Origin of the sequence: Bosea sp. 685 (assembly GCF_031884435.1) — a bacterium.
Taxonomy (GTDB): Bacteria; Pseudomonadota; Alphaproteobacteria; order Rhizobiales; family Beijerinckiaceae; genus Allobosea.
Window position 1 is genome coordinate 316,709 of sequence record NZ_CP134779.1, and the last position, 25,840, is coordinate 342,548.

The following is a 25,840-nucleotide window of genomic DNA, read 5'->3' on the forward strand; positions in this document are numbered from 1 at the left end:
GTCCTCAGAATGCGTTCTTGGCTTCGCGCAGCGCTGCAAAAACCTCGCCGGGAGCAGCGCCGGTCTTGCCGACTGCCGCTGCAAGCGCAGACTCTCCGGCGCGGAAGAAGGGGTTGGTCGCCTTCTCCTCGCCGATCGTGGTCAGCGCCCAGAAGCGGCCTTCCGCCTTGACGGCTTCGGCCTGCGCATGGCGGGCCTTGAGCACTGCGTTGGCTGGGTCCATCGCGATGGCGAAACGGGCATTGGACAGCGTGTAGTCATGGCCGGTGATCAGGCGGACATCGTCGGGCAGCGTCATGATACGGTTGAGCGAGGTCCACATCGCCCCCATCTGGCCGGGCTGGACCCGCCCGCAGCCCATGACGAAGACGACATCGCCGACGAGCGCCAGCTTGGCAGTGATGCTGGCGAAGGTCAGGTGGCCGTCGGAATGGCCCGGCGTGTGCCAGATCTCGAAGCTGTCATTGCCGAGCTCGACGCGGTCGCCCTCGCCGAGGATGCGGTCGAGCGGGGCGGAATCGGCGGCGTCGGCCGGCCCGCAGACGAAAGCTCCGGTCGCCTCCTTCAACTCGGCCACGCCTTGCGTGTGGTCGTAATGGGCATGGGTGACGAAGATGTCGCTGATCGTCCAGCCCTTGGCCTTGGCGGCGGCGAGGACGGGCGTGGCGTCGGGCACGTCGACAGCCGCGCAGGCCTTCGTCGCCGGGTCGAAGATCAACGCGCCGGCATTATCGCTGAGGGTGCGGAAGATATGGAGATCGAGGGACATGCGAGGCTCCGGCGCGGGCGGGCAGGACTAAGGTGCCGCCCTGAATGCGCCATGGCCCGGCTTCGATCAAGTCGAGCGGCTTGCAAGCCGCAACCGCTTGCAAGCCACTCGACTTGAGGCGCCAGGTTCAAGCCTCCCCAAGCATGCGGGGGAAGGGGGCCGTTCAGCCGAGCCTTCACTTGCAGCCTTAACCTGCAGCCCTTGCTTTGGCTGCGCTGCCGTTCCATCTCAGGCTCATGCCACTCGACGTCGTCGATCTTCGCGCCTTCTATGCCAGCCCGCTCGGCCATGTCGCGCGGCGGTTCATCGGCAGGGCAATGCTGCGCTTCTGGCCCGATTGCTCGCGCCAGCGCGTGCTGGGGCTCGGTTTCTCCACGCCTTATCTCTCTGTGCTCGGTCTCGGTGCCGAACGGGTGCTTGCCTTCATGCCGGCTGCGCAAGGCGTGGTGAACTGGCCCTCCGAGGGTATGTCGGCCTCCGCGCTGGTCGAGCCGACCTTGCTGCCCTTGCCCACGGCCTCGGTCGACAGGGTGGTGCTGGTGCATGCGCTGGAGGAGACCGAGAGCCCCGACGATCTGCTGGAAGAGGTCGGACGCGTGCTCTCGCCGGGCGGGCGGATGATCGTCGTCGCGCCCAATCGCCGCGGACTCTGGGCGCGAATGGACGGCACGCCCTTCGGCCATGGCCGCCCGTTCAGCCGCTCGCAGCTCCAGGCGCTGATGCGCGCCGCCGAATTTTCACCCGAGAACTGGGCCGAGGCGCTCTACGTTCCACCGCTGAAGCGGCATCTGCTGATGCGTTCGGCACCCGCCTGGGAGCGGGCCGGTGCAGGGTTGTCCCTGCCCTTCGCCGGCGTCCATGTCATCGATGCAACCAAGCAGTTCTATCGCCGTGCGCCCTTGCGCGCGACGCGGCGCAGCTTCGCTTTCCGGCCGATCCTGCTGCCGCGACCGACCCCAACCCAGCGCGCGGCAAACCCGCCTGGAGACGGCGCGGCGGGTTGACAACGGCCGCGACGCGCGGCCAAGGTCCGCCGCTTTTCGCGAACCCGGTTCCGCCCATGCGCCACGCGCGGACCTGCCGGCGCGGAACCTGAACTGGATCACGATGCGAAGCTATTTGGATTTCGAGAAACCGGTCGCCGAACTCGAGGCGAAGGCGGATGAATTGCGCGCCCTCGAGGCGAAAGGTGAAGGCTATGCGCTCTCCGAGGAGATCGGCAAGCTCGACGCCAAGGCCAGCCAGGCGCTGAAGGAGATCTATGCCGCGCTGACGCCTTGGCAGAAGACGCTGGTCGCGCGCCATCCGCAGCGCCCGCACTTCAAGGATTACTGCGCGGCGTTGTTCAGCGAGTTCACACCGCTCGCGGGCGACCGGGTTTTCGGCGAGGATGAGGCGATCGTGGGCGGTTTCGGCCGCTTTCGCGGCGAGGCCGTCTGCATCGTCGGGCAGGAGAAGGGCGATTCGACCGAGACCCGCATCCGGCACAATTTCGGCATGCCCAAGCCCGAGGGCTATCGCAAGGCGGTGCGCCTGATGGAGATGGCCGGCCGCTTCGGGCTGCCGGTCTTGAGCTTCATCGATACGGCCGGCGCCTATCCCGGTATCGAGGCGGAGGAGCGCGGCCAGGCCGAGGCGATCGCGCGTTCGACCGAAGCCTGCCTGGGATTGCGCACGCCGAGCGTGGCGCTGGTGATCGGCGAGGGCGGTTCGGGCGGCGCGATCGCGATCGCCGCAGCCAGCCGCGTGCTGATGCTGGAGCATGCGATCTATTCGGTGATCTCGCCGGAAGGCGCGGCCTCGATTCTCTGGCGCGACACCAAGCGCGCGCAGGACGCCGCGACCGGAATGAAGATCACCGCGCAGGACCTGCTGAAATTCGGCGTCATCGATCGCATCATCAGCGAGCCGGCGGGCGGTGCGCATCGCGATCCCCAGATGGCGATGGTGCGGGCGGGCGATGCCATCGCCTCGGCGCTGTCGGATTTCACAGGCGTGGGCGCCGACGATATCGTCAGCCGCAGGGCGGAAAAATTCCTCGCCATCGGGCGGGCGATCTGACGTTAGGTGAGGTCTTTTTGCGGTGTGTCGGCGGCCGCCGCCGTTAGCAAGGCGTTGACCATATGGCTATGACGGAGCAGCCTGTGGTAAGGAACCCTCAAGGCTAACGCTTCTACAACTGGGCAACCGGCACAATTTGGCCGTGTTGCATAGTCAGTGGTCGTGCTTCCGCAGGCCGTTCGATGGGATTGACGACGTGGCATTCAAGCACTTCGCGCTCGTGGCCTTCATTGCCTTGTCGCTGGGCGCCTGCGAGGAAGACCGCTATCGCGGCGCCGCCAGGCACAATATCCCGATTCCGTCGGCGACTTATGCGCTCATGTCCGAGAAGGGCATGAGCAAGGATCAGCCGATCCTGATCCGCTCCTACAAGAAGGAGTCGGAGCTCGAGATCTGGAAGCGCAAGGCCGACGGGCAGTATGCGCTGCTCAAGACCTTCCCGATGTGCCGCTGGTCCGGCCAGCTCGGCCCGAAGGTCCGTGAAGGCGACCGCATGGCGCCGGAGGGCTTCTACGCCATCACGCCGGCGCAGATGAACCCGAACTCGGCCTATTACGTCTCCTTCAACATGGGCTACCCCAACGCCTATGACCGCTCCTATGGCCGCACCGGCGCGCATCTGATGGTGCATGGTGCCTGCTCCTCGGCCGGCTGCTATTCGATGACCGACGATCAGATCGGCGAGATTTACGCGCTCGTCCGCGAGGCCCAGAATGCCGGCCAGAAGGCGGTGCAGATGCAGGCGCTGCCCTTCCGCATGACGCCGGAGAATCTGGCCAAGCACCGGCTCGATTCCAACATCGCCTTCTGGAAGAACCTGAAGGAAGGCACCGACTATTTCGAGGTGACCAAGGACGAGCCGCCGGTCTCGGTGGCGGGCGGCCGGTATGTCTTCAGCAATGGATCTGATTCCTCCGTCGTCCAGGCCGTGCAGCAGAAGCGCCAGCAGGACGAGGTTCAGGTCGCTGCGCTCGTCGCCAAGGGCACGCCTGCGATCAAGCTGATCTATGATGATGGCGATTCGCACGCCTCCTTCAAGCGCACGCTCGTCGCCGGCGGATCCGATTCGCTGAACCGCACGGCGACCTGGGCCTCGCGCGATGTCGGGGTCAGCCGGCCCGACGCCATCACCAGCGGTCCACGCGTGCTCGTGCTCGACAATCTGGGCAAGCCGAAAGCCGAGTTCCGGGCGGCGTCGGCCGATAACGACGCCGTGCTCGCCGCGGTCGCTGCCGCCCCCGAAGTGAATCAGACCGAGACCGCCAGCATTGCCAAGCCGAGCCCGACCAAGCTCGAGGTGCAGCCAAGGGCCGTGACTGGCAGGCCGGCCTCGGCTGCCGCGACGCAGGTCGCCAAGGCCACTGCAGGCGCGGCTGCCGCGCCAGTGGCGATCGATGCGCCGCCTGCCCCTGCCGCTACCCCTGCCGCGCCTGCCGCCGTGCCCTTCTATCAGCGGGCGCTCAGCTTCGTTCCGCTGATCGGCGGCTCGCAGCAGCCGGAACAGGCGCAGGAAGCGACACCGGTGGCTTCTGTCGTGCCGGATTCGCCGACCAATATCCGGGCTCCCCTGCCGCCTCGGCGTGCCACTGGCCTGCGCACCTCGCGGCTGGATCAGTCGGACGCGGCCTATTCCAGTCAGCCCGTAACACGCTGATGGGTTGCATTCGGGCACTTGCGCCCGGTATGCGTGACGGAAATATCACAGCATTCTGCTTTGTCGGCGAAGCGCGTTTGGAATGCATCAAAACGCGACTCTGACCGAGGTATTGCCCGCTTCATGGGCAATCTGCTGAAAAGCTCGGCTTGCTGAATCAGGCGATCCATTGGCTTCATAATGGCGAAAGCGCGGCACGTTGCGCTTGCATTTCGACATTTGACGGAGCTGATGATGGCTTTCGATTTCTTCCGGTCTTCTGTGACGGGTGCGGCGTTCTCCCTGGCGCTGCTGTCGGGCGCCGCGCATGCGTCGGATCTTCCGAGCAAGAAGGGCGCTCCGGTCGCGCCGGTGCCTCCGGCGATCACCTGGTTCGACATCGCCGTCACCATCAAGGCGACGACCGATTATAATTTCCGCGGTATCTCCCAGTCGGATCGCAAGCCCGCCATCCAGGGCGGCGCCGAACTGCAGATCTACGACAACCTGTTCTATGCTGGTGTCTGGGCCTCGAGCGTCGATCTCGTCACCAACCCGCCGGCGGAGATCGACTTCACTGCCGGTATCCGCCCGAAATTCGGTCCGGTGACCTTCGATCTGGGTGTGATCCAGTATTATTATCCCGACGAGAGCCGTTACGTCGACAATCTCCGCGTCATCTGGACGCCGAAGAACACCGACTTCCTCGAGCTGGCCGGCAAGGTCTCTTATAACTGGGAAGACAAGGTCACGATCGGCGCCAACGTCTTCTACTCCTGGAACTGGCTTGGCACCGGCGCGACCGGCACCTACGCCTCCGGCACCGCCAAGTACAACCTGCCCTTCCTCGAAGGCCTCTCGGTCTCGGGTGAGTTTGGTCGCTACTGGCTCGGCACGACCAACACCAATATCGCCTTCCCGGTTGCGATCCGCCTGCCCGACTACAATTACTGGAATGTCGGCGTGTCCTACACCTGGAAGAACCTGACGGCGGATGTCCGCTATCACGACACCAACCTGTCGAAGAGCAAGTGCTTCACGCTGACCTCCGATCCGAGCGGCATCACGAGCGGCAATGCCGGCGGGGCCTACGGCTCGAAATGGTGCAACCCGACGGTGGTCGGCTCGCTCTCCTTCGACATCACGGCGAGCAGCCTCGGCGTCTTCGCGCCGAAGTAACAGCTCCCATCGGGGATGAATCACAGAAGGCCGCTCGCGAGAGCGGCCTTTTTCATGCCGGTACTTCGCCCGGGGCGCTTCGTGGCGCGCGCCTATATCTCGAGCGCTTTGGCGACGCGGCGCATCATCTCGCCGACAGCGTCGCATTCGGCATCGCTGAGCACCGTCATCATCGCTTCGATGCGCGCGACATGGATCGCCATGGCCTTGCGCGTCAGGGCTTCGCCCGTCGGCGTCAGCCAGAGCCTACGGACGCGGCGGTCGGTGTCGTCGCCGCGCCGCTCGACCAGTTCGCGCCGCTCCAGCTCGGGCAGCAGCATGCTCATGGCGCTGCGGCCGACGAGGAGCTTTTCGGCAAGCGCCTGCTGCGTCAGTCCCGGCGTGTGGAAGATGTTCGCAAGCACGTCATAATGGGCGACCTGAATGCCGAGCGGGGCAAGCGCTTCGCCGAAGGCCTTCTTCCAGAGTTGGTGGACGCGCGCCACCGCGATCCAGTTGCGAAAGCGCGGCAGATCCCAGGGCAGGGTCTGGGTCTCGACGAAGCCCATATCGCCAATCTCTTGGTCGTCGACCTCTTGCTTTTTGTTCATGGATGAACATAATAGTTCAGCGCTGAACTAATTCGGATATGAGCCATGGCTGACATTGCACTCCGTCTGTTGCGGCCGTTGATCCGGGTCTCGAGCTTCCTCGCTCCCAAGACCAGCGGCCGCCTCGCCTTCAAGGCCTTTTGTACGCCGCCGCGCCGCCCACAGGGAAACGCCAATCGCAAGGCGGCGGTCAAGTCCGCGACCACGCGATTGCAAGCGGGCGAGGCGGTCTCAATACCGTTCCCATGCGGCTCGGTGGCAGCTTATGTCTTCGATCCGCCCGGCGCCGATCCGGCGGAGCAGCGCCCGACCGTGATCCTGGTTCATGGCTGGACGGGCGCCGCCGTCTTCATGACCGCCTTCGTCGCGCCTCTGCTGGCGGCGGGTTTCCGCATCGTGGCCTATGATCTGCCGGCCCATGGCGCCTCGACCGGCAGCGAGCTCAACATTCCGATCGGGGTTGCGAGCCTGGCCGCGGTCGCGCGCGCCTTTGCCCCGGTGCATGCCATCGTGACGCATTCCTTCGGCGGCGCGATCGCGCTGGCGGCGCTCGCCGGCACAGTCCCCGGCCAGCCGGTGGTCAAGGCGAAGCGCCTGGCGATGATTGCCGCGCCCTCATCGATGACGCTGGTGACGCGGCGCTTTGGCGCCACGATCGGCCTTGGCGCGCGTGGACAGGCGGCGCTGGAGCGGCGCATTCATGTCGTCGCCGGCGCGCCGGTCACGGCTTTCGAAGGGGCAAGCCAACTGGCCTCGGTCGGCTTGCCGGCGCTGATCGTGCATTGCCGCGACGACAAGGAGCTCGGCTTCCATCATGCAGAGGCCCTGGCGACGGCAGGGCCCTTCACCAGGCTCGTGCCGATGAAGGGGCTCGGGCATCGCCGCATTCTGCAAGCGAAACCGGTGGTGGAGGCGGTGACGGGCTTCGTGACGGCGTGATCGGTTCTAAAAGTTTAGAGCATTGCTCTTGCGAAAAACCGGTACCCATTTTTTCGCGCAATGCTGTAGCGCTCAGACCCAACCCATCAATTCGCGCCGGACCAAGGCTTCGAGCACGTCGATGCTTTCAGCGGAGTCATTCAGGCAAGGCAGATAGGCGAAGCGCTTGCCGCCATTATGCATGAAGATCTCGCGGTTCTCGACATCGAGCTCCTCGAGCGTCTCCAGGCAATCGGCCGAGAAGCCCGGCGCGACGATGGCGAGCGATGTGGTGCCCGCTTGCGCCAGCGCCTTGACGGTCTCGTCGGTATAGGGCTGCAGCCATTCATCGGGTCCGAAGCGCGACTGGAAGGTCAGCCTGAAGCGTTCGGCCGGCAGCCCGAGCTCCTCGCGCAACAAGCGCCAAGTCTTGACGCATTGGCAGTAATAGGGATCGCCCTTGAGCAGGTACTCCTTGGGCATGCCATGGAAGGAGCAGAGGATGATCTCGGGATCGAAATCGAGCTTCGCCAGCGAGCCACGCATCGAGACGGCCAGCGCTTTGATATAGGTCGGGTCGTCATGATAGGGCGGGGCGACGCGTACCGCCGGCTGCCAGCGCATCTCCATCAGGGCGCGAAAGGCCTGGTCGCAGGCCGTGGCCGAGGTCGGTGCGGCATATTGTGGGTAGAGCGGCACCAGCAGGATACGGTCGCAGCCCTGATCCTGCAGCGCCTGGATCCGGCTCTTCACATCTGGAAAGCCGTAGCGCATCGCCCAATCGAAGATGACGCGCTCGCCGGTCACGGACTTCAGGCGCTTGGCGACCTGTTCGGTCTGCGAGCGCGTAATCGTCTTGAGCGGCCCTTCATTGCGTTCATTGTTCCAGATCGAGGCGTAGTCCTTGCCCTTGCGGCCGGGCCGCGTGGTCAGGATGATCAGGTTGAGGATCGGCCACCATTTCCAGCGCGGCTCCTCGATCACCCGCCGGTCGGAGAGGAACTCCTTGAGATAGGCCCGCATCGGCTTGTAGCTCGTGCCTTCCGGCGTGCCGAGATTCATCAGCAGGACGCCGATGCGGCCGGCCGCGACCTTGGGGTGGTCGGAGGGCAGGCTGACGATCGGCATCTCGGCGGCTGGACTGGTCTCGACTGTCATGGCGCAGACTTTCCTTTGCCCGTGATTTAGACGAGTTCCGGTTTTCGTCCAGTCGCGAAGCGCGCCAGGCAGGGGGTGCGACACTGGCGAACGGCGCAGGCTTGCACTGGTCAATGCGGTCCGGGCTTTGCTAGTTTGAAGCGGTTCTCAAGCAGAGGTTCCCGCCATGTCCGCACTGACACGCCGCAAGGCGCTCGGCGTCATCGCCGCACCGGCGGCGCTCGCCGCGACCGGAACCATGGCGCAGATGCCGGCTCCCGCCTTCACGCTGCTTCTGGTCAACGACATCTACAAGATGAGCGACGACAAGGGTAAAGGCGGTTTCGCGCGGGCTGCCGGCATCGCCCGGGCCGAGCGGGCCAAGGGCGTGCCGGTGCTGTTCTGCCATGCCGGCGACTGCTACTCGCCCTCGCTGATGTCGGGCTTCGACCAGGGCGCCCATATCGTGGCGATGCAGAACAAGATGGGGCTCGATGTCTTCGTGCCCGGCAATCACGAGTTCGATTTCGGCAAGGAAAACTACCTCAAGCTCGTCGCCGCCCAGAGCTATCCGACCTTCGCAGCCAATTTGCGTGATGCGAGCGGCAATGTCCTGCCCGGCCACAAGGATTCGCAGATTTTCGAGCTCGGCGGCGTCAAGGTCGGCGTCATCGGCACGACCTATGATCCGACGCCGCAGCTCTCCAACCCCGGCGACCTGAAATTCTCCTCGACCATGGAGGCGCTCCAGCGCGAGGCGCGGACCTTGAAGGCGCAGGGCGCCGACATTCTCGTCGCCGTCGTCCATGCCGAGCGCCGCACCGATCTCGAAATCGTGCGCTCGCGCGTCGTCGACATCGTGCTGACCGGCCACGACCACGACCTTGCCATCGCCTATGACGGCAAGGTCGTGATGGTGGAGTCGAATGAAGAGGGCAATTACGTCACCGCGATCGACATCGCAGTGAGCATCACGGGCGAGGGCGCGGCCCGCCAGGTCTCCTGGTCGCCGACCTTCCGGGTCAACGACAGCCGCGCCGCCACGCCCGACCCCGAGGTCGCCGCGATCGTGAAAGGTTACGAGACCGAGCTCTCGAAAGAACTCGACGTCGAGATCGCGACGCTCGCCGCCCCGCTCGATTCCCGCACCGGCGTCATCCGCACGCAGGAGACCGCGATCGGCAATCTGATCTCCGACGCCATCCGCGCCTCGACCGGCGCGCAGCTCGCCATCACCAATGCCGGCGGCATCCGCGCCAACAAGCAATATGCGGCCGGCTACAAGCTGACGCGGCGCGATGTGCTGAGCGAACTGCCCTTCGGCAATGCCACGATCATGGTCCAGATCACCGGCAAGGATGTGAAGGACGCGATCGAAAACGGCCTTGCTCCCGCCCCGCAGGGCTCGGGCCGCTTCCCGCAGGTCTCAGGGCTCACCTTCGAGGCTGACATCAAGCGCCCCGTCGGCCAGCGCGTCGTCTCGATCAGCGTCGAGGGCAAGCCGATCGACGAGGCGGCAAACTACACCGTCGCCTCCAACAACTTCATGCTCGCCGGCGGCGACGGCTATACCTCGCTGGCGCGCGGCAGGACGTTGATCGGCCTGACCGACGGCAAGCTGATGGCCAATGAGGTGATGGTCTATCTGCGCTGGCTCGGCACGGTCGACGCCAAGGTCGAGGGCAGGGCGGTCCTGAAGTGAGCGGCTATGAGGCGGCGCTCGCCGCGTTCCTGGCGACGCCGATGTCCGAGGGGTGGCGCGATCTCGCCGTGTTCCAGGACGGGGCGGCGGTACGGGCTTGCCTCCGGGCTGATGCGGAGGTCGCGGGCGGCCATGTCGTCGCGCCCGCGCCGGGACGGGTCTTCGCCGCTTTGGCGACGACGCCTTTCGCTGAGGTCCGCATCGTCATCCTGGGCCAGGATCCCTATCCGACGCCGGGCGATGCCAATGGGCTTGCCTTCTCCTATGTCGGTCCGCCGCCCTTGCCGCGCTCGCTGGTCAATATCCATCGCGAATTGCAGGACGATCTCGGCGCGGTGGGGCCTGCGAGCGGCGATCTGACGGCGTGGGCGCGGCAAGGCGTTCTGCTGCTCAACACTGCGCTCACCGTGCGCGAGGGGGCAAGCAAGGCGGGCTCGCATCTGGCGCTCGGCTGGGGCGCCGTCACCGACGCTGTCATCGCCGGCATTTCCGCGAGCCGGCCCCATGTCGTCTTCCTGCTCTGGGGTAATCCTGCCCAGGCCAAGCGCGGATTGATCGACGAGGCGCGCCATCTGGTGCTGGCGAGTGCGCATCCCTCGCCGCTCTCGGCGCGGCGCGGGTTTTTCGGGTCGAAGCCGTTTTCGCGCGCGAATGCGTGGCTGGAAGAGTGGGGGGAGGCCTCTGTCAGATGGTGAGGCGCGGGATCCCCTCTCCTGCCTCGAAGTCGGGTCTACCCGATTTCGACACTTTGAGTGCTGATCTCGGGCAGGCCCGAGATCAGTGAGAGAGGGGAAGAGGGTGGCGCGGCTGCCGTGAAAGGGCGCGGGGAACCCTTCTCCCGGATGGATTCCTCTGCGAAACGCGGCTGAGGACTGATATTTTGACGGCGGATTGTTCGCCTGTGACGGGCGGTCTTCAGCGGTTGGCTTGGAGAGCTCGCAGTCGACCTGGTTCAGCCGCCTGCGATGATGGTGGCGCGCCGGAGATTGTAGACGGTTGCGAAGGCAATCAGGTCTGCGGTGTTGGCGACGAACGAGTGGCATCGCGTCCGGGCTTTGCCATAGAGGCGCTTCATGGCGCTGAAGACAGCTTCGACGGGAGCGCGGCGGCGCGCGATCAGGGCGTTGCGGCGCTGCAGCCAGCGCGGCAGGACAGCGATGTGCTTGTGCCGGCGATGCATGATCCGGTCCTTGATGCCCAAGGCCTTCAGGGCGGCGCGCTGGGCCTTGCTCTCATAGCCGCGATCGGCATAGACGGCGGCCTCGTCGCCGCTGACGAGCCCTGGGGCCATCTCGACGTCCTGTATCCGCGCCGAGGTCACGAGCGCCGTGCGGATCAGGCCCGAGCCCTCGTCGACGCCGACATGCAGCTTGTAGCCGAAATGGGCCTTGCCGTTCTTCTTGCCCCAGTCGGCGCCGGGTTCACGGGGGTGGCCCTTGCCCAGCCCGGCTTCGCGTGACGGGGCAGCATGCGTCGCCTGAACGATTGTGGCGTCGAGCAATGTGCCCTTCTTCAGGATCAGACCCTTGGCCGAGAGCTGCGCGCCGATCTCGGCAAAGCAGGCCTCGAGCACGCCCGCCTGCGCTGCCGCCAGCCGAAAGCGGCACAAGGTCGTCTCGTCGGGCGTGCCGCCATCGAGCGCAAACCCGCAGAAACGTCGAAACGACAGCCGGTCCAGCAGCGCCTCCTCCAGGCCGGGATCCGACAAATCGTAAAGCGCCTGCAGATAGAGCGCCTTGAGCATCGCAAGCGGCGCGTAAGGCGGCCTGCCCGTCTCAGCCTGGCGCAGCTTGCCGGCCAAGGGCGCCAGCCGATCCCACGCGATCAGCCCATCGATCTTCGCAAGCTTCGCGTTCGCACCCAGGCGTGGGTCCAAAAACGCCTCAGCCAAAGACATCTGATCCGACATGCCGATCACCCCGCCGCACCCGAGCGAAGTGAATCAGCAATCAAACCTCAACGCCAGGGCCCTTTCGCAGAGAAATCCGGATGGGAGAAGGGCAGGGATGAGGGTGTGCCGCTGATTATTGGAGCGCGACTGCGCCGCAGCATCTTCTATTGAGAGGGCACACCCTCATCCGGCGCTCCGCGCCACCTTCTCTCGCCCATCTCGGGCTTGCCCGAAATGGGCCACCCAAAATGTCAAAGTCGGCAACAGCCGACTTTGATGCGGGAGAAGGGAAGAGAGCGTCGCACCCTTTCGGCAATGCAGCGCGCTACCCCACCGGCCGCTCATCCGCGATCACCTTGCCGTCATTCGGCAAGGCTCCGAGCGGCAGGATCTCGACGGCGCCTTTCAGCTTGGTGACCTGCTGCAGGGTCGAGGAGATCGCGTCGATAAACCCTGCGGGCTCGGCATAGATCTCGGCCTTCAGCGTCATCGTGTCGACCTCGTTGGCGCGGCCGACGACGAGGCGCAGCTTGGCGATCTCGGCGTGGCGCTTGGCGATCTCGGCGACCTGCTCGGGCCGCACGAACATGCCCTTGACCTTGGCGGTCTGGTCGGCGCGGCCCATCCAGCCCTTGATGCGGGTATTGCTGCGCCCGCATGGGCTCGCGCCCGGCATGACGGCGGTGAGATCACCGACCGCGAGCCTGATCTGCGGATGGTGTGGATCGAGATTGGTGATGACGATCTCGCCGACTTCGCCTTCCGCCACGGGATCGCCGGTGCCCGGCCGTACGATCTCGACGATCAGGTTCTCGTTCAGCACCATCCCCGCGCGCGCGCTCGTTTCATAGGCGATCACGCCGACATCGGCGGTGGCGTAGAGCTGGTAGGCGTCGATGCCGCGCTCCTTGACCCAGGCCTGGAGCGAGGGCGGGAAGGCCGCGCCCGAGACCACGGCGCGTTTCAGGCAGGAGATGTCGACGCCGCGCACTTCAGCCGCTTCGATCAGGATCTTGAGGAAATCGGGCGTGCCGGCATAGCAGGCGGGCCGGTAGGCCGAGATCACCTCCATTTGCTGCTCGGTGTTGCCGGGGCCAGCCGGGATCACGGCGCAGCCGAGCGCGCGCGCGGCCGAATCCATGATGAAGCCGCCCGGCGTCAGATGGTAGCCGAAGGTGTTGAGCACGACATCGCCGGCCCGGAAGCCCGCCGCGTAGAGCCCGCGTGCCGCGCCCCAGGGATCGCTGCCGGTGCCCTCGGGCTCGAAGATCGGGCCGGGCGAGGTGAAGAGTCGGCCGAAGGAGCCGAGCGGCGCCGAGACGAAGCCGCCGAAGGGCAGGGCGGTTTTCTGGAGCGCGGGCAGGTCCGCTTTACGCAGGATGGGCAGGGTGGAGAGCGCATTGCGATCGGTGATTGCGGCCGGGTCGATGCCGGCGAGCCGCTCGGCATAGGCCGGGGTCTTCAGGGCAGCCGCGAGCACAGCCGGCAGCCGCGCGAAGAGATCGGCCTCGCGGGCATCGGGCGAGCGGGTTTCGAGGGCATCGTGATGCTCGCTCATCGGTCAAATCCTCACGAAAACGGGCCGCCTCGTCTCAGCGGATGATCCGCAGCAGGCGGAGAAAATTCAGGAGGCCGATCAGGGCCCCGGCGACATAGGTGAAGGCGGCGGCGCGCAGCACGCCGCGTGCGGCGGGCAGGTCGCGCGAGTCGAGATAGCCGTCGGCGGTCAGGATCGGCAGCGCCTTGCCGAAACTGGCGTCGAGCTCCAGCGGCAGCGTCACAAGATGCACGACGAGCCCGACACCGAGCAGTGCGATGGCGAGGCCGAACTGCATCAGCCCGATCGCGGGCACGCGCGTGAGAATGGCGACGAGCGGGGCCGTGATCATGATCGCCATTGCGACCTTGTCGAAGATGCCGAGGAAGCGGGCGAGCGCGGTCCGCCAGGCGAAGAGCACGCTGCCTTGATGATGCTGGATCGCATGGGCGACCTCATGGGCTGCGACCGCGACGGCGGTGATCGAGCGCCCGTCGTGATTGCCGGGCGAGAGCCGCACAGTGCGGGCGCCCGGGTCGTAATGGTCGCCGCTGGGCGTCTGCTCGACCGTGACCGAACCGAGCTGGAAGCGGTCGAGCAGATGGCGCGCGAGCTCTCCGCCGGTGCCGGGCAGATCGGGACGATCCGAGGCGTGCCGGCTCATCTCGTGACGGACCCAGGCCTGTGGCCCGAAGACCAGCAGGATCACCAACACGGCGATGATGAGATAGAGCATGGGGTGCCGCCTTGCATTCCACCGGCTCAGGAGAGCCAGCGCTTGCGGCGTTTATAGCTTTTGACCTCGCGGAACGACTTCTTGTTGCCTTCGGCGACGCCGAGATAGAACTCCTTCACGTCCTCGTTCTCGCGCAGCATCTTCGCTTCGCCATCCATCACGACGCGGCCGGTCTCCATGATGTAGCCATAGGTCGCGTAGCGCAGGGCCATGTTGGTGTTCTGCTCGGCGACGAGGAAGGAGACGCCATCCTCGGTATTGAGCCGGCGCACGATCTCAAAAATCTCCTCGACGATCTGGGGGGCGAGCCCCATCGAGGGCTCGTCGAGCAGGATCATCTTGGGCTTCGACATCATGGCGCGGCCGACCGCGCACATCTGCTGCTCGCCGCCCGAGGTGTAGCCGGCCTGCGAGGTCCGGCGCTGCTTCAGGCGCGGGAAGAGCTCGTAGATCTTCTCCAGGTCGCGCTTGATCGCGGCGTTGCCGTCGCGGCGGGTGAAGGCGCCGGTCAGCAGGTTCTCCTCGATCGAGAGATGGCCGAAGCAGTGCCGCCCCTCCATCACCTGGATGCAGCCGCGCCGGACCAGCTCGTTGGGCGACATCTTGTCGACGCGCTCGCCCTCGAACACGATCGAGCCCTTGGTGACCTCACCGCGCTCGGCTTTGAGCAGGTTCGAGATCGCCTTCAGCGTCGTGGTCTTGCCGGCCCCGTTGGCGCCGAGGATCGCGACGATGCCCTTGCGCGGGACATGCAGCGAGACGCCCTTCAGCACCAGGATGACGTGATCGTAGATCACCTCGATATTGTTCAGCGACAGGATGTTGTCGGTGGCGGCGCTTGTGTTGGGCGTTTCGAGTGTCGCTATCGACATGGCGGTTCCCCGGCAGTGGCAATCGGCAGTCGGCAGTCGGGTTGGCAGCCGGAAAAACCGACTGCCGATTGCCCCACTGCCGACTGCCGTCAGATCAGGACGACTTCTCGCAAGGCTCGGTCCGCTTCGGCCAGCCGGTCGCCTTCTCCACATAGTCCTTGGCGTTGGCCTCGATCAGCGGGCGGACCTCGTCCTTGAGCGGCTCGAGCCAGTCGCCCGGCTTGGTCCATTTGGTGCCGTCCCATTCCGCGACATAGGCCTTGCTGTGGCCGGAATGGTCGGTGCAGGAGATGGTGGTCGGCGTGGCGAAGCCTTCCATGCCGATCTCCTTCAGCCGCGCCTCGGTGATGTTCAGGCTCTCCAGGCCGCGGCGCATGTCCTCGGCGTTGATGACCTTCTTGCCGGTGAGCTTCTGCGCGTTGCGCATCGCCTCGACGACGAGCATCGAGTTGTAGACGCCGCGATTATAGAGGTTCTCACCGACCTTCTCCTTGGCGGCGAGGCTCTTGCCCTTCTCCACGACGTATTTCTGGATGTCCTGGATCACCGGGAAGTTGGTGCCCGCGGCGTTGAGGTTGAGCGACTTGTAGCCCTTGGCCTCGGGGCCGCCGGCACGTGCGTCGTCATCGCCGCCGGCCCACCAGACGCCGACCAGCTTGTTGATCGGGAAGTTGTTCTTGATCGCCTCCTTCACCGCGGTCGGGTTCATCGCGCCCCAGCCCTGGTTGTAGAGGTAGTCCGGCCGGTCGCGCCGGATCGAGAGCCAGAGCGAGCCCTGGTTCTGCATGTCGGCGGCGGCCACCGGATAGATCTTGAGCTCGAAGCCGTATTTCTTGGCGAGGTTCTCGAGCACCGGGATCGGCTCCTTGCCGAAGGGCGCATCGAGATGGATCAGGCCGAGCTTCTTGCCCTTGAGCTTGTCCATGCCGCCGAGTTCGGCCGCCATGTGCTTCACCATCAGCGAAGCGCCGTCCCAATAGGTGAAGGGCGGGATGAAGACCCAGGGAAAGTTGGTGCCGTCGGCCGAGGCCGAGAGGCCATAGGCCATCGACAGGATCGGGATCTTGTCGATATGGGCGCGCGGAATGGCGGCGAGCGTCGCGCCGGTCGACCATGGCGAGTAGAGGATGGTGTTCTTCGACTTGGCCTGCTCGTAGCACTCGATCGACTTCTTGGTGTCGTAGCCGGTCTCGCATTCCTCATAGACGACCTTGACGCCGTTCACGCCGCCGTCGCGCTCGTTGATCATCGTGATGTAGTCGCGCATGCCGTCGCCGATCGGAATGCCGGAGCCCGAGAACGGGCCGGTGCGATAGGCGTTGTTGGCGAAGTAGACGCTGTCCTGGGCAAGGGCCGGAGCGACTTGCGCGCTCGCGGCGAGGAGCGCGCCCAACGCCGCTCCCTTCATCAGCTTGGTCGTCTTCATGATGGTTCCTCCGTCGTTTCCACCGATCCTGGCCTTGAACGCCGGATCGTCTCCGCTTCGCCTGCCGCATTGAGACCGCGCAGGTCGTTTTGTTGGGCTCCTCTCCGCCACGCCGGGGAAAGGGCCGACCTCAATAGGGAAAAGGCCAGGTTCGCAGTTTCTGCTTCCCGATCTGCCAGAGCCGCGCGAGGCCGTGCGGCTCGACGATCAGGAAGGTGATGATCAGCGCGCCCACGAGCATGAAGGTGACATGCTCGGCCGCCGCGCCCGAGAGCGGGACGCCGAGCGCCGGCAGGCCGAATTTCAGGATGGTCGGCAGGCTGGCGATGAAGGCGGCCCCGAAGAAGGAGCCGATCAGCGAGCCCAGCCCGCCGATGATGACCATGAACAGGATGTTGAAGGAGAGGCGGATGTTGAAGACGTCGGCCGCTTCGCCGCCGCCATACCAGAAGAAGATCATCATCGCGCCGGCGACGCCGGCATAGAAGGACGAGACCGCAAAGGCGGTGAGCTTGGCGTTGAGCAGCTTGATGCCCATCAGCTCGGCGGCGATATCCATGTCGCGCACCGCCATCCAGGAGCGGCCGAGCTTGCCATGCACCAGGTTCGAGGCGAACCAGGTCAGGCCTATGACCAGCACGAGGCAGACGAAATAGCGCGTCTCAGGGCTTGCCGAGGCGCCGGTGATGGGAAGGCCGAAGAGCGTGCGCTGCGGTACCTCGATCGCGCCCGAGGCGTTGTAGTTGAACAGCCACGGCACACGCACGAAAGCCCATTGCAGGAAGAACTGCGCGGCGAGCGTGGCGACAGCGAGATAGAAGCCCTTGATGCGCAGCGAGGGCAGGCCGAAGAGCACGCCGACCGCCGCCGAGAACAGGCCGGAGACCAGCACGAGCACGATGATGTTGATGCCGGGAAAAGCGGTCGTCAGCTTGTAGGCGGCATAGGCGCCGACACCCATGAAGGCGGCGGTGCCCAGCGAGATCAGCCCGGTATAGCCGGTCAGGATGTTGAGCCCGATCGCGGCAAGCGAGAACACCAGGAAGGGGATCATCACCGAGGAGATGAAGAAGTCGTTGCCGATCAGCGGCACGCCGATGAAGGCGAGCACCAGGATGACGGCGATACCGACCCGGTCCTGCCAGATCGGGAACACCGCCATGTCGGCGGAATAGGTTGATTTGAACTGGCCGGCTTCGCGGTAAAACACGGTTTCAGCCTCTCAGATGCGTTCGATGATCTTGTCGCCGAACAGCCCTTGCGGACGGAACAGCAGGAAGCCCAGCGCGATGAAATAGGCGAGCCAGCTCTCGATGCCGCCGCCGATCAGCGGGCCCCAGTAGAACTCGCCCATTTTCTCGCCGATGCCGATGATCAGGCCGCCGACGATGGCGCCGGGGATCGAGGTGAAGCCGCCCAGGATCAGCACGGGCAGGGCCTTCAGCGCCACGATCTCGAGCGCGAAGGAGACGTCCGAGCGCGCGCCCCACATGATGCCGGTGATCAGGGCGACGATGCCGGCGGTGAACCAGACGATGACCCAGATCTGGTTCAGCGAGATACCGACCGAAAGCGCCGCCTTGTGACTGTCGGCCACTGCCCGCAAGGCTCTTCCGATGCGCGTATATTGGAAGAAGGCGGCGAGAGCGGCGATCATGATCGAGGCGATGACGGCGGCTGCGATATCGATCTTCTGCAGCGAGACCAGGCCGCCGAACAGCTTCAGGTCGATCGCGCCCTTGGGCAGCCAGAGCTGGTCCGTGATCATCTGCTTGGGGCTGCCGCCAAACAGCGCCTCGCCGAAGCCGATCAGGAAATAGGTGATGCCGAAGGTCGCCATGAACAGGATGATGTCGGGCTGGTTGACCAGCGGGCGCAGCACGACGCGTTCGATCGTGACGGCGAGCGCAAACATCACGCCGAGCGTCAGTATTACGGCGAGAAAGGCCGGCACGCCCTTCTCGTAGAGCCCGACCAGGGTCAGCGCCGCGAACACCACCATGATGCCCTGGGCGAAGTTGAACACGCCCGAAGCCTTGAAGATCAGCACGAAGCCGAGCGCGATCAGCGCGTAGAGCACGCCGGAGACGAGCCCCTCCCAGATCGTCTGGGCGAGCAGGTCCGGGGCTTGGACCATCTGCTGGAACGGGTCGATGAAGACCTTATAGAGCGTGCCGGAATCGTCGAATTGCGCGCCGAGGATCGCGGCTGCGACGATGGCGATGAGGATCAGGCCGGTCTTGATCCAGCCTTTGGCGAGGAGATTGGGCGCGGGCCGTGCGGCGACGTCGCTCATGGCTTTATGTCCTTGAAGAAGCTGGCCATCAGTGCGCCACCCCCAAATAGGCGTCGATCACCTTCTGGTTCGCCTTGACCTGATCAGGCGTGCCGTCGGCGATCTTGCGGCCGTATTCGAGCACCACGACGCGGTCGGAGAGATCCATCACCACGCCCATATCGTGCTCGATCAGGGCGATGGTCGTGCCGAACTGGTTGTTTACGTCGAGGATGAAGCGGCACATGTCCTCCTTCTCCTCGAGGTTCATGCCGGCCATCGGCTCGTCGAGCAGAAGCAGTTCCGGCTCCATGGCGAGCGCACGGCCCAGCTCCACCCGCTTCTGCAGGCCATAGGGCAATTTCCCGACGGGTAATTTGCGGATGTGCTGGATCTGCAGGAAGTCGATGATGTCCTCGACCACCTTGCGATGCTCGATCTCCTCAGTCATCGCCGGGCCGTGACGCAGCGCCTGCCAGAAGAAGTTCCGGTGCATCTTCAGCGTGCGGCCGGTCATGATGTTGTCGAGCGTCGACATGCCCTTGAACAGCGCGACGTTCTGGAAGGTGCGGGCGATGCCGTCGGCCGCGGCCTGGTGCGGCTTCACCTTGGCGCGGCGCACGCCCTTATAGGTGATCTGGCCTTCCTGGGGATGGTAGAAGCCGTTGATGCAGTTGAGCATCGAGGTCTTGCCGGCGCCGTTGGGGCCGATGATGGCGCGCACCTCCCCCTTGCGGATGTCGAAGGAGACGTCCGAGATCGCCTTCACCCCGCCAAAGCGCAGCGAGATGTTGTCGACCGAGAGCAGGACCTCGCCCTTGTCGCGGTGCAGCGGTTCGCCGGTCACGTTCATGGTCTCGACGTTCATGCCGCCCTCGCCGGAGTTGGCGCGGTTGCCGGATAGGTCTTGGCGTCGCGGACCTTGACGCGGGCGGAGATCACGCCCTTGCGGCCGTCCTCGAAGGTCACTTCGGTGGAGATGTCGGCGGCTTCCGAGCCGTCATAGAGCGCGGCGACGAGCGGGGCGTAGCGCTCGGCGATGAAGCCGCGCCGGACCTTCTGGGTGCGGGTCAGTTCGCCGTCATCGGCGTCGAGTTCCTTGTGCAGGATCAGGAACCGCCTGATCTGCGCCCCGCCCATCAGGGGCTCGGCGGCGAGCGAACGGTTCACCTCGTCGACATGCTTGGCGATCATGTCGTAGACGAGATCGTGGCCGGCGAGCTCCTGGTAGGAGGCGTAGACGACATTGTGACGCTCGGCCCAGTTGCCGACCGCGGTCAGGTCGATGTTGAGCGCGACCGTGGCGTAGTCGCGGCCCTGGCCGAAGGCGACGACCTCCTTGATGTTGGGATAGAATTTCAGCTTGTTCTCGATGTATTTCGGCGGGAACAGATCCCCCGAGGAGAGCTTGCCGACATCCTTGGCGCGGTCGATGATCTTGAGATGGCCGGTCTCGTCGAAGAAGCCGGCATCGCCGGAGCGGACATAGCCGTCGGCGGTCATCGTCTCCGCGGTCTTCTCGGGATCCTTGAAATAACCGCCGAAGATCGAGGGCGAACGGTAGAGCACCTCGCCATTATCGTCGATCCGGATTTCGACCAGCGGCGCGGGGCGGCCGACCGTGTCGGCCTTGATCTCGCCATTGGGCTGCATGGTGATGTAGACGCCGGCTTCGGTCTGCCCGTAGAGCTGCTTCAGATTGACCCCGATCGAGCGATAGAACTTGAACAGTTCGGGGCCGATCGCCTCGCCGGCGGTATAGCCGACCTTGATGTTGCTCAGGCCGAAGCGATTGCGCAGGGGCGCGTAGATCAGGATGTCGCCGAGCTTGTAGAGCAGCCTTGCGCCAAGCGGCACGCTCTCGCCGTTGAGGATCTTCTCGCCGTGCTGCTTGGCCACACTGAGGAAGTAGTGGAACATCTTGCGCATCAGCGGGCCGGCATCTTCCATGCGCACCATGGTGATGGTCAGCATGGTCTCGAAGACGCGCGGCGGCGCGAAAGCGTAGGTCGTGCCGACTTCGCGCCGGTCGTCGACGACGGTTTCCGGCCCTTCCGGGCAGTTCACGCAGAAGCCCGCGACGATCGCCTGCGCATAGGAGAAGACATGGTCGCCGACCCAGGCGATCGGCAGATAGGCGATGACCTCGTCGCTCTCGTTCAGCCCGTCGAACTGGCAGCCGATCTCGGCGGCGGTGATGACGTTGAAATGGCTGAGCATGACGCCCTTGGGCCGGCCGGTCGTGCCCGAGGTGTAGAGGATGATGCCGAGATCGGAGCCTGAGCCGGCCTCCATCTCGCGCTCATGAGCGGCTGCGGCCTCGGGGCTCGCCTTCAGCGCGTCGCGCCCGCCAGCGATGACCTTGTCGATCTCGTGCAGTTTGCCGTGGTCGTAGTCGCGCAGGCCGCGCGGCTCGTCATAGAGCATCTGGCGCAGATGGGGCAGGCGGTCTGCGATGGAGAGGACCTTGTCGACCTGCTCCTGGTCCTGCACGCAGGCGAAGACCGCCTCGGCATGGTCGAGCACATAGGCCATCTCCTCGGCGACGCTGTCGGCATAGACCGGCACGGGAACCGCGCCGATCCATTGCGCGGCGCACATCGACCAATAGAGCCTGGGCCGGTTGTAGCCGATGATCGCGACCTTATCGCCGCGCTTCAGGCCGAGATCCTGGAGGCCCCTGGCGAAGCTGCGCACCTGCTCGGCCACCTCGGCCCAGTTCCAGGACTGCCAGATCCCGAGATCCTTGTGCCGGAACGCAATGCGCGAACTGCGCTCGCGCGCATTGCGCAGCAGCAATTTCGGAAAGGTATCCGCCTGGCCGGCGCTTGCGCTTGCCACGATTGCGTTCTCCACCCTGTCCGGCCGCCGTACATGGCAGCGACCTTCATTTTGGCCGTTTCAGCCCTTGTTCTTGATGCGAGCCTCGCAGCCACTCCATATCTTTGCAAGGGGGGCTTGACAGACAACTTGGCATTTGGTCGCTATTGTCTTGGGGCAGTGTGGTTCACTGCGCTCGGGTACGCGAATATGGCGAGCCTCGCTGTCATTCTGGAGCTTCGCCCTTGGGCCCGACCTGTGGTCGGCCCAAGCTAACTCAGCGAAGAGCCTGGAACCCATGGCCACCATTCATGCCAAATGAGCCTTGGCTCGGAACCACGCCGTCATCCTGGACAAGCCGCGTCAGCGGCGCAGCTCCGGCAACTGTGTTGTTTGGAGTGTCATGGTTGGAAGGCGGTGTCAGTTTTGAGCATGGCGTTGAGGGTTACGAGGAGCTTTCTTGCGACGGCGATGATGGCGACCTTTGCGGCTGGGCTGCGTGCGCGGATTGCGTCGTAGAAGGTCTTGAAGCGCGCAGATGTCCGGATGGCGGCGAGCGCGGCCATGTAGAGGGCTTTGCGGACGCGTCGCCTTCCGCCCTTGATCATGCGCTGGCCGCGCCTGCGCCCGCTGTCGTCGTTGAAGGGTGCGAGGCCTGCGAGCGCGGCGATGGCCTTTGGCGAGACGTGGCCGAGTTCGGGCATCAGGGCGATGAGAGTGGCGGCTGTGACGGGGCCGATGCCGGGCGCCGAGCGCAGCAGGGCCTGCGTCCTTGTCAGGGTCTCATCTGCCTGCAGTGCCTCGCTGACGAGGTGCTCGAGCGTAGCGATCTCCGCATCGAGCCAAGCGAGATGGCGGGCGAGGCTGCCGGTGGGATCTTGCCCCTCGCTGTCGCGGACCCGCTCGGCGGCGCGCATCTCGACGAGTTGGTCGCGGCGTTTGTGAAGCTGCGCCAAGGTGTTGCGGGCGGGATCGGAGGCTGCGTCGGGCGTGAGTGCCAGCATGCGCGCCATCGCAGCCAGCATGTGAGCGTCGATCGCATCGGTCTTGGCCAGACGGCCTGTGGCGCGGGCGAAGTCACGGGCACGCGCCGGGTTGATCCGGGTAAAGCGGCAGCCGACCTGCTCCAGGGCCTGGCGCAGCGCACGGTCATAGGGGCCGGTCGCCTCGAAGGCGACGAAGCTGGCCTGGCAGTCGAGCGACGACAGCCAGCTCGCAATCGCCTCGCTCGTATTGGCGATCCGAAGGCTCGTCCCGCTCGTCTCCTCGAACAGGTCGAGATGGCTCTTGGCGATATCGCAACCGATGAAGCAGGGGTGTATGGTCATGGTGCCTGTCCCTGTGCTGCGAGGTCCGGTGCAAGCGGCCTCGGTCAACTGTTCAGGATGGGGTCTTCGAACGCGGGCGGGAACCGAGCCGGAACGCGGTGTTTGCCACCCGGGATCCAACGGCTTCCCGCCCGCACCAATCATGACACCAATCAAACACACAGGGATCCATCGGAAAGCGCAGTTCCCTACGATGGATCCCGGGCCGAAGCGGAGTTTATCCTTGGGCCGATCGAAGATCGGACCCGGGGGCTTCGCCCAGGATGACGGCGTGGTTCCGAGCCAGATAGCTCATGGCCCTCGTCGTGCGACAGCCGCACTGATCGCACTTGCGTCGCGAACGCCTTGCATCCGCCGCCTTCCAGACGGAAGCTCGCCGCGAGGGTAGGTGAATGCGTGTTCTTGCCGCGATCAGCCTGGCGGTGGTGCTGGCCACCGGAGCGACCGAGACGCGCGCGCATCAGGCTGCCAGCGGTTGGGACTACCCGTTTGAGTGCTGCTCGGGCGCCGATTGCGCGCGGATCGATGCCGGCGCCGTCCGGGAGAACCCATCCGGCTTCGTCGTGACGATCGCGCCGGGGCGTCATCCGATGTGGCCGGTGGAGCGCCGCGAGCCTCTCATCCTCGAAATTCCCTATCAGAAAGCGCGTGCCTCGCCGGATGGGCTTTGGCATCTGTGCATTAACGATGCGGGCGAACTGCTCTGCTTCTTCTCGCCGGGTGGGGATTCGTAGTGCGATCGGCCGAGCTGCTCTGGTGCTAGCTATTGATCGCCTCTGGCGACTAGTATCGAGGACCTCAAGGAGCTGTGATGTCCGCGATGGATGGAGAGCGGAATTGCGAAACGCGATAGATTCCGCGTCATGAACCTCTCCGAACTCCCTCCAGATTTCACGTTCGTACCGCTGCCACAAACCTCTGAGGCCCGCGACTTCGCCTTTGAGGCCAAGCGCGCGGCCATGGGGCCTCACATTCTTCGCCGCTGGTCGTGGGACGAGGCGTTCCAGCGGGATCTTCACCGGCGTCACTTCAACGAAAAGCCATTCTTCATGATCAGGCGTGCCGGTCAATCTATCGGCACACTTTCATTTGTGCTTTTGCCAGACCACGTCAGATTTGGAGAGTTCCATCTCCTTCCGGCTTTCCACGGACATGGATATGGCACAGCCATTCTCCGCCATTGCCTATCTTTGGCGGACGAGCTTGGCCTTCCTATCCGTTTGGAGCATCTCCACTGGAACCCGGTTCGCTCGCTCTACCACCGACATGGATTTGTGGAGATCGGGCGTTCGGACACCCATTGCTTCCTCGAACGGCCCGCCTCGAGGTGCCTCGCCTAAGTCCCACTTGGGTCGAAAGCTGCCGTCGATGGGCAGCCCTACCCCTCGTAGCGCGCGAGCCGCTCCAGATCCAAGATCGTCACGCTGCCATGGCCGACCTCCAGCAGTCCCAGGCCCTCGAGTTTCGCCAGTCCCTGATTGGCGATCTGGCGCGACATGCCGGCGAGCAGACCGAGTTCCTCCTGCGAGATCGCCAGCGTCCGGTCGAGATCGGGATAGAGGATCGGGTTGAACAGCCAGGCGAGATTGCGCGCGAGGCGTCCGGTCGAATCGAGCGTGCGCTCGGTCTCGGCGATGGCAATGAATTGGGCGAGGCGCTCGTTGAACTGGTGCACCAGGAAGCGGTTGAAGGCTGCGCTATGCTCGAACAGCCAGAGGAATGTCGAGCGCCGCATCAAGGCGAGCCTGGTCTCGCGCAGGGCGACGAGTTCGTAACGGCGGGGCTCCGCCTTGATCACCGTGCCCTCACCGAACCAGGCGCCGGCGCGCATGCCCGCCAGCGTCGCCGATTTGCCGGTTTTCGAGGTGGTCGACATCTTGACCAGTCCCTCGGCGACGCCGGTCCAGGATTCGAGCCGGTCGCCGACATGGCAGATATAGGCGCCCTTGCCATAGAGCTTCAGGCTGACGCCGCGCCGCGCCTCCTCGAATTCCACCTCCGTCAGGTCACGCGACCAGGCGGCGATGCGGCGGAGGTCTTCGGGGGGGATCAAGGGCGGGGCGATCCTGGGTGGGGCGTGAATGCTCAGTATGGGGCGCGGCTACGTTCAGACTCAAGCTGGACGAAAGATGCGTGGGGAACCTTCTCCTGCGCGCCACCTTCTCCCGCCGGTCTTGAACGTTTGTGCGGGCTTCGGTTCACGGCTCGCAAACCGGGCGCGATGGCCCATGCCAGTGTGAGCACCGGATCACCGTGCAGAAATTGCCCCGCTTGAACTGCGGGTCCTTGTCGGCAAGCACATCCGCCTTGACGTTGCCGAAGGTTGTCTCCGGCTTGTGCCTGATGCCATCGAAGAAGGCCTGGATGATCTCTTCCTTGAAGTTCTGGTCGCGCGGATGTGCGGCGACGACGGCCTCGCGCTCAGCATCGCTGTATTCACTATAAGTCAGGCCGAGCACGTCCATTTCGACACCGGCTGTAACAAGCGCGACGACCGGGTGCATGTGCCTGGGGATCCCGGGTGTGGTGTGCAACGCGATCGCGGTCCAGACCGTGTCGATATCCGCCTGCGCGATGCCGTGCCCGCGCAGGAAATCGCGCGCGGCATTGGCGCCGTCGACCTCGAAGCGTTCATGCGCGCTGCCGTGCTGCCGGGTCAGTCCCATGTCGTGGAACATCGCGCCGACATAGAGCAACTCGCGGTCGAAGATCAGGTCGCGTTTCAGGCCGGCCAGCGCGCCGAAATAGTAGACACGGCTGGAATGATGGAACAGCAGCGGCGTCTCGATGTCGCGCACCAGCTCGGTCGCTGCGCGCGCCAGCCGGCTGTCGGGGATGCTCACGCCATGGATCGTCGTCATCAAGGCCTCCTGCGAATGAGTTCGGCCGGAGGCTAGCCAGCCCATTATTAGGCTGCAATTGACGTCTTACGTCGATTTCTGCCAAAAGCGGATGCAGGAAGACAT

General features: G+C 64.9%; 24 protein-coding genes. 9 read left to right on the forward strand and 15 right to left on the reverse strand.

The features are described from left to right. Positions 1-4: 4 nt before the first annotated feature. The gene (gene gloB, locus RMR04_RS02615; protein WP_311912808.1) at positions 5-769 is read right to left on the reverse strand and encodes a hydroxyacylglutathione hydrolase; all 765 of its coding nucleotides are present in this window, start codon (positions 767-769) and stop codon (positions 5-7) included. A gap of 236 nt (positions 770-1,005) precedes the next feature. On the opposite strand from gloB, the gene RMR04_RS02620 reads away from it, so the two are divergent. From RMR04_RS02620 to RMR04_RS02635, 4 genes are all read left to right on the forward strand, one after another. After that, positions 1,006-1,773 carry a class I SAM-dependent methyltransferase gene (locus RMR04_RS02620; protein WP_311912809.1) on the forward strand — a complete coding sequence of 256 codons (768 nt, stop codon included), beginning with the start codon at positions 1,006-1,008 and terminating at the stop codon, positions 1,771-1,773. Positions 1,774-1,876: 103 nt separating this feature from the next. Beyond that, entirely contained in the window at positions 1,877-2,830 is a 954-nt protein-coding gene (locus tag RMR04_RS02625; RefSeq protein ID WP_311912810.1) for an acetyl-CoA carboxylase carboxyltransferase subunit alpha, read from the forward strand. 196 nt (positions 2,831-3,026) lie between these two features. Next, on the forward strand, positions 3,027-4,484 hold the full coding sequence (locus RMR04_RS02630; RefSeq protein WP_311912811.1) for a L,D-transpeptidase family protein: 1,458 nt from the start codon (positions 3,027-3,029) through the stop codon (positions 4,482-4,484). Between the two features lie 234 nt (positions 4,485-4,718). Further along, entirely contained in the window at positions 4,719-5,642 is a 924-nt protein-coding gene (locus RMR04_RS02635) for a TorF family putative porin (protein WP_311912812.1), read from the forward strand. Between the two features lie 92 nt (positions 5,643-5,734). On the opposite strand, the gene RMR04_RS02640 is transcribed toward RMR04_RS02635, so the two are convergent. Then, positions 5,735-6,232: a MarR family winged helix-turn-helix transcriptional regulator gene (locus RMR04_RS02640; protein ID WP_311912813.1), complete on the reverse strand. Its 498-nt coding sequence runs from the start codon at positions 6,230-6,232 to the stop codon at positions 5,735-5,737. A gap of 45 nt (positions 6,233-6,277) precedes the next feature. On the opposite strand from RMR04_RS02640, the gene RMR04_RS02645 reads away from it, so the two are divergent. After that, positions 6,278-7,171 carry an alpha/beta fold hydrolase gene (locus tag RMR04_RS02645; protein ID WP_311912815.1) on the forward strand — a complete coding sequence of 298 codons (894 nt, stop codon included), beginning with the start codon at positions 6,278-6,280 and terminating at the stop codon, positions 7,169-7,171. Between the two features lie 72 nt (positions 7,172-7,243). On the opposite strand, the gene hemH is transcribed toward RMR04_RS02645, so the two are convergent. Beyond that, positions 7,244-8,308: a ferrochelatase gene (gene hemH / locus RMR04_RS02650; RefSeq protein ID WP_311912817.1), complete on the reverse strand. Its 1,065-nt coding sequence runs from the start codon at positions 8,306-8,308 to the stop codon at positions 7,244-7,246. 166 nt (positions 8,309-8,474) lie between these two features. On the opposite strand from hemH, the gene RMR04_RS02655 reads away from it, so the two are divergent. Together RMR04_RS02655 and ung are read left to right on the forward strand one after the other, a co-directional pair. Continuing rightward, positions 8,475-9,989: a bifunctional metallophosphatase/5'-nucleotidase gene (locus tag RMR04_RS02655; protein ID WP_311912818.1), complete on the forward strand. Its 1,515-nt coding sequence runs from the start codon at positions 8,475-8,477 to the stop codon at positions 9,987-9,989. Between the two features lie 41 nt (positions 9,990-10,030). Beyond that, entirely contained in the window at positions 10,031-10,684 is a 654-nt protein-coding gene (gene ung / locus RMR04_RS02660) for a uracil-DNA glycosylase (protein WP_410492311.1), read from the forward strand. A 257-nt stretch (positions 10,685-10,941) separates the two neighbouring features. On the opposite strand, the gene RMR04_RS02665 is transcribed toward ung, so the two are convergent. The 10 genes from RMR04_RS02665 to RMR04_RS02710 form a co-directional block, all read right to left on the reverse strand. Beyond that, entirely contained in the window at positions 10,942-11,865 is a 924-nt protein-coding gene (locus RMR04_RS02665; RefSeq protein WP_311909523.1) for an IS5 family transposase, read from the reverse strand. 340 nt (positions 11,866-12,205) lie between these two features. Next, on the reverse strand, positions 12,206-13,438 hold the full coding sequence (locus RMR04_RS02670) for a phenylacetate--CoA ligase family protein (RefSeq protein ID WP_311912820.1): 1,233 nt from the start codon (positions 13,436-13,438) through the stop codon (positions 12,206-12,208). Between the two features lie 34 nt (positions 13,439-13,472). Continuing rightward, the gene (locus tag RMR04_RS02675) at positions 13,473-14,153 is read right to left on the reverse strand and encodes a zinc metallopeptidase (protein WP_311912821.1); all 681 of its coding nucleotides are present in this window, start codon (positions 14,151-14,153) and stop codon (positions 13,473-13,475) included. 26 nt (positions 14,154-14,179) lie between these two features. Beyond that, a complete protein-coding gene (locus RMR04_RS02680) occupies positions 14,180-15,025 on the reverse strand; it encodes an ABC transporter ATP-binding protein (protein WP_311912823.1) in 846 nt (281 codons plus the stop codon). A 94-nt stretch (positions 15,026-15,119) separates the two neighbouring features. After that, entirely contained in the window at positions 15,120-16,451 is a 1,332-nt protein-coding gene (locus RMR04_RS02685; protein ID WP_092174963.1) for an ABC transporter substrate-binding protein, read from the reverse strand. Between the two features lie 130 nt (positions 16,452-16,581). Continuing rightward, on the reverse strand, positions 16,582-17,661 hold the full coding sequence (locus tag RMR04_RS02690) for a branched-chain amino acid ABC transporter permease (protein ID WP_311912824.1): 1,080 nt from the start codon (positions 17,659-17,661) through the stop codon (positions 16,582-16,584). A 12-nt stretch (positions 17,662-17,673) separates the two neighbouring features. Beyond that, on the reverse strand, positions 17,674-18,588 hold the full coding sequence (locus RMR04_RS02695; RefSeq protein ID WP_311916037.1) for a branched-chain amino acid ABC transporter permease: 915 nt from the start codon (positions 18,586-18,588) through the stop codon (positions 17,674-17,676). 187 nt (positions 18,589-18,775) lie between these two features. Then, entirely contained in the window at positions 18,776-19,594 is an 819-nt protein-coding gene (locus RMR04_RS02700; protein ID WP_311912825.1) for an ABC transporter ATP-binding protein, read from the reverse strand. Then, the gene (locus RMR04_RS02705; protein WP_410492191.1) at positions 19,591-21,567 is read right to left on the reverse strand and encodes an AMP-dependent synthetase/ligase; all 1,977 of its coding nucleotides are present in this window, start codon (positions 21,565-21,567) and stop codon (positions 19,591-19,593) included. The genes RMR04_RS02700 and RMR04_RS02705 overlap by 4 nt, the downstream gene beginning before the upstream one ends. A gap of 380 nt (positions 21,568-21,947) precedes the next feature. Next, the gene (locus tag RMR04_RS02710; RefSeq protein WP_311912826.1) at positions 21,948-22,874 is read right to left on the reverse strand and encodes a transposase; all 927 of its coding nucleotides are present in this window, start codon (positions 22,872-22,874) and stop codon (positions 21,948-21,950) included. A 392-nt stretch (positions 22,875-23,266) separates the two neighbouring features. On the opposite strand from RMR04_RS02710, the gene RMR04_RS02715 reads away from it, so the two are divergent. Beyond that, on the forward strand, positions 23,267-23,608 hold the full coding sequence (locus tag RMR04_RS02715; RefSeq protein ID WP_311912827.1) for a hypothetical protein: 342 nt from the start codon (positions 23,267-23,269) through the stop codon (positions 23,606-23,608). Positions 23,609-23,737: 129 nt separating this feature from the next. Next, on the forward strand, positions 23,738-24,214 hold the full coding sequence (locus tag RMR04_RS02720) for a GNAT family N-acetyltransferase (RefSeq protein WP_311912828.1): 477 nt from the start codon (positions 23,738-23,740) through the stop codon (positions 24,212-24,214). Between the two features lie 38 nt (positions 24,215-24,252). On the opposite strand, the gene RMR04_RS02725 is transcribed toward RMR04_RS02720, so the two are convergent. Together RMR04_RS02725 and RMR04_RS02730 are read right to left on the reverse strand one after the other, a co-directional pair. After that, positions 24,253-24,927, reverse strand: a complete 675-nt coding sequence (locus RMR04_RS02725) for a Crp/Fnr family transcriptional regulator (RefSeq protein WP_311912830.1) — start codon at positions 24,925-24,927, stop codon at positions 24,253-24,255. 145 nt (positions 24,928-25,072) lie between these two features. Further along, a complete protein-coding gene (locus tag RMR04_RS02730; RefSeq protein ID WP_311912832.1) occupies positions 25,073-25,735 on the reverse strand; it encodes an HD domain-containing protein in 663 nt (220 codons plus the stop codon). Positions 25,736-25,840: the final 105 nt, after the last annotated feature.

What these genes read in the sequence shown, in the direction of transcription:
- gloB (WP_311912808.1), bottom strand. Translation starts at nt 769, where the DNA reads ATGTCCCTCGATCTCCATATCTTCCGCACCCTCAGCGATAATGCCGGC.
- RMR04_RS02620 (WP_311912809.1), top strand. Translation starts at nt 1,006, where the DNA reads ATGCCACTCGACGTCGTCGATCTTCGCGCCTTCTATGCCAGCCCGCTC.
- RMR04_RS02625 (WP_311912810.1), top strand. Translation starts at nt 1,877, where the DNA reads ATGCGAAGCTATTTGGATTTCGAGAAACCGGTCGCCGAACTCGAGGCG.
- RMR04_RS02635 (WP_311912812.1), top strand. Translation starts at nt 4,719, where the DNA reads ATGGCTTTCGATTTCTTCCGGTCTTCTGTGACGGGTGCGGCGTTCTCC.
- RMR04_RS02640 (WP_311912813.1), bottom strand. Translation starts at nt 6,232, where the DNA reads ATGAACAAAAAGCAAGAGGTCGACGACCAAGAGATTGGCGATATGGGC.
- RMR04_RS02645 (WP_311912815.1), top strand. Translation starts at nt 6,278, where the DNA reads ATGGCTGACATTGCACTCCGTCTGTTGCGGCCGTTGATCCGGGTCTCG.
- hemH (WP_311912817.1), bottom strand. Translation starts at nt 8,308, where the DNA reads ATGACAGTCGAGACCAGTCCAGCCGCCGAGATGCCGATCGTCAGCCTG.
- RMR04_RS02655 (WP_311912818.1), top strand. Translation starts at nt 8,475, where the DNA reads ATGTCCGCACTGACACGCCGCAAGGCGCTCGGCGTCATCGCCGCACCG.
- ung (WP_410492311.1), top strand. Translation starts at nt 10,031, where the DNA reads ATGTCCGAGGGGTGGCGCGATCTCGCCGTGTTCCAGGACGGGGCGGCG.
- RMR04_RS02670 (WP_311912820.1), bottom strand. Translation starts at nt 13,438, where the DNA reads ATGAGCGAGCATCACGATGCCCTCGAAACCCGCTCGCCCGATGCCCGC.
- RMR04_RS02675 (WP_311912821.1), bottom strand. Translation starts at nt 14,153, where the DNA reads ATGCTCTATCTCATCATCGCCGTGTTGGTGATCCTGCTGGTCTTCGGG.
- RMR04_RS02680 (WP_311912823.1), bottom strand. Translation starts at nt 15,025, where the DNA reads ATGTCGATAGCGACACTCGAAACGCCCAACACAAGCGCCGCCACCGAC.
- RMR04_RS02685 (WP_092174963.1), bottom strand. Translation starts at nt 16,451, where the DNA reads ATGAAGACGACCAAGCTGATGAAGGGAGCGGCGTTGGGCGCGCTCCTC.
- RMR04_RS02695 (WP_311916037.1), bottom strand. Translation starts at nt 18,588, where the DNA reads ATGGTCCAAGCCCCGGACCTGCTCGCCCAGACGATCTGGGAGGGGCTC.
- RMR04_RS02700 (WP_311912825.1), bottom strand. Translation starts at nt 19,594, where the DNA reads ATGAACGTCGAGACCATGAACGTGACCGGCGAACCGCTGCACCGCGAC.
- RMR04_RS02710 (WP_311912826.1), bottom strand. Translation starts at nt 22,874, where the DNA reads ATGACCATACACCCCTGCTTCATCGGTTGCGATATCGCCAAGAGCCAT.
- RMR04_RS02715 (WP_311912827.1), top strand. Translation starts at nt 23,267, where the DNA reads ATGCGTGTTCTTGCCGCGATCAGCCTGGCGGTGGTGCTGGCCACCGGA.
- RMR04_RS02720 (WP_311912828.1), top strand. Translation starts at nt 23,738, where the DNA reads ATGAACCTCTCCGAACTCCCTCCAGATTTCACGTTCGTACCGCTGCCA.
- RMR04_RS02730 (WP_311912832.1), bottom strand. Translation starts at nt 25,735, where the DNA reads ATGACGACGATCCATGGCGTGAGCATCCCCGACAGCCGGCTGGCGCGC.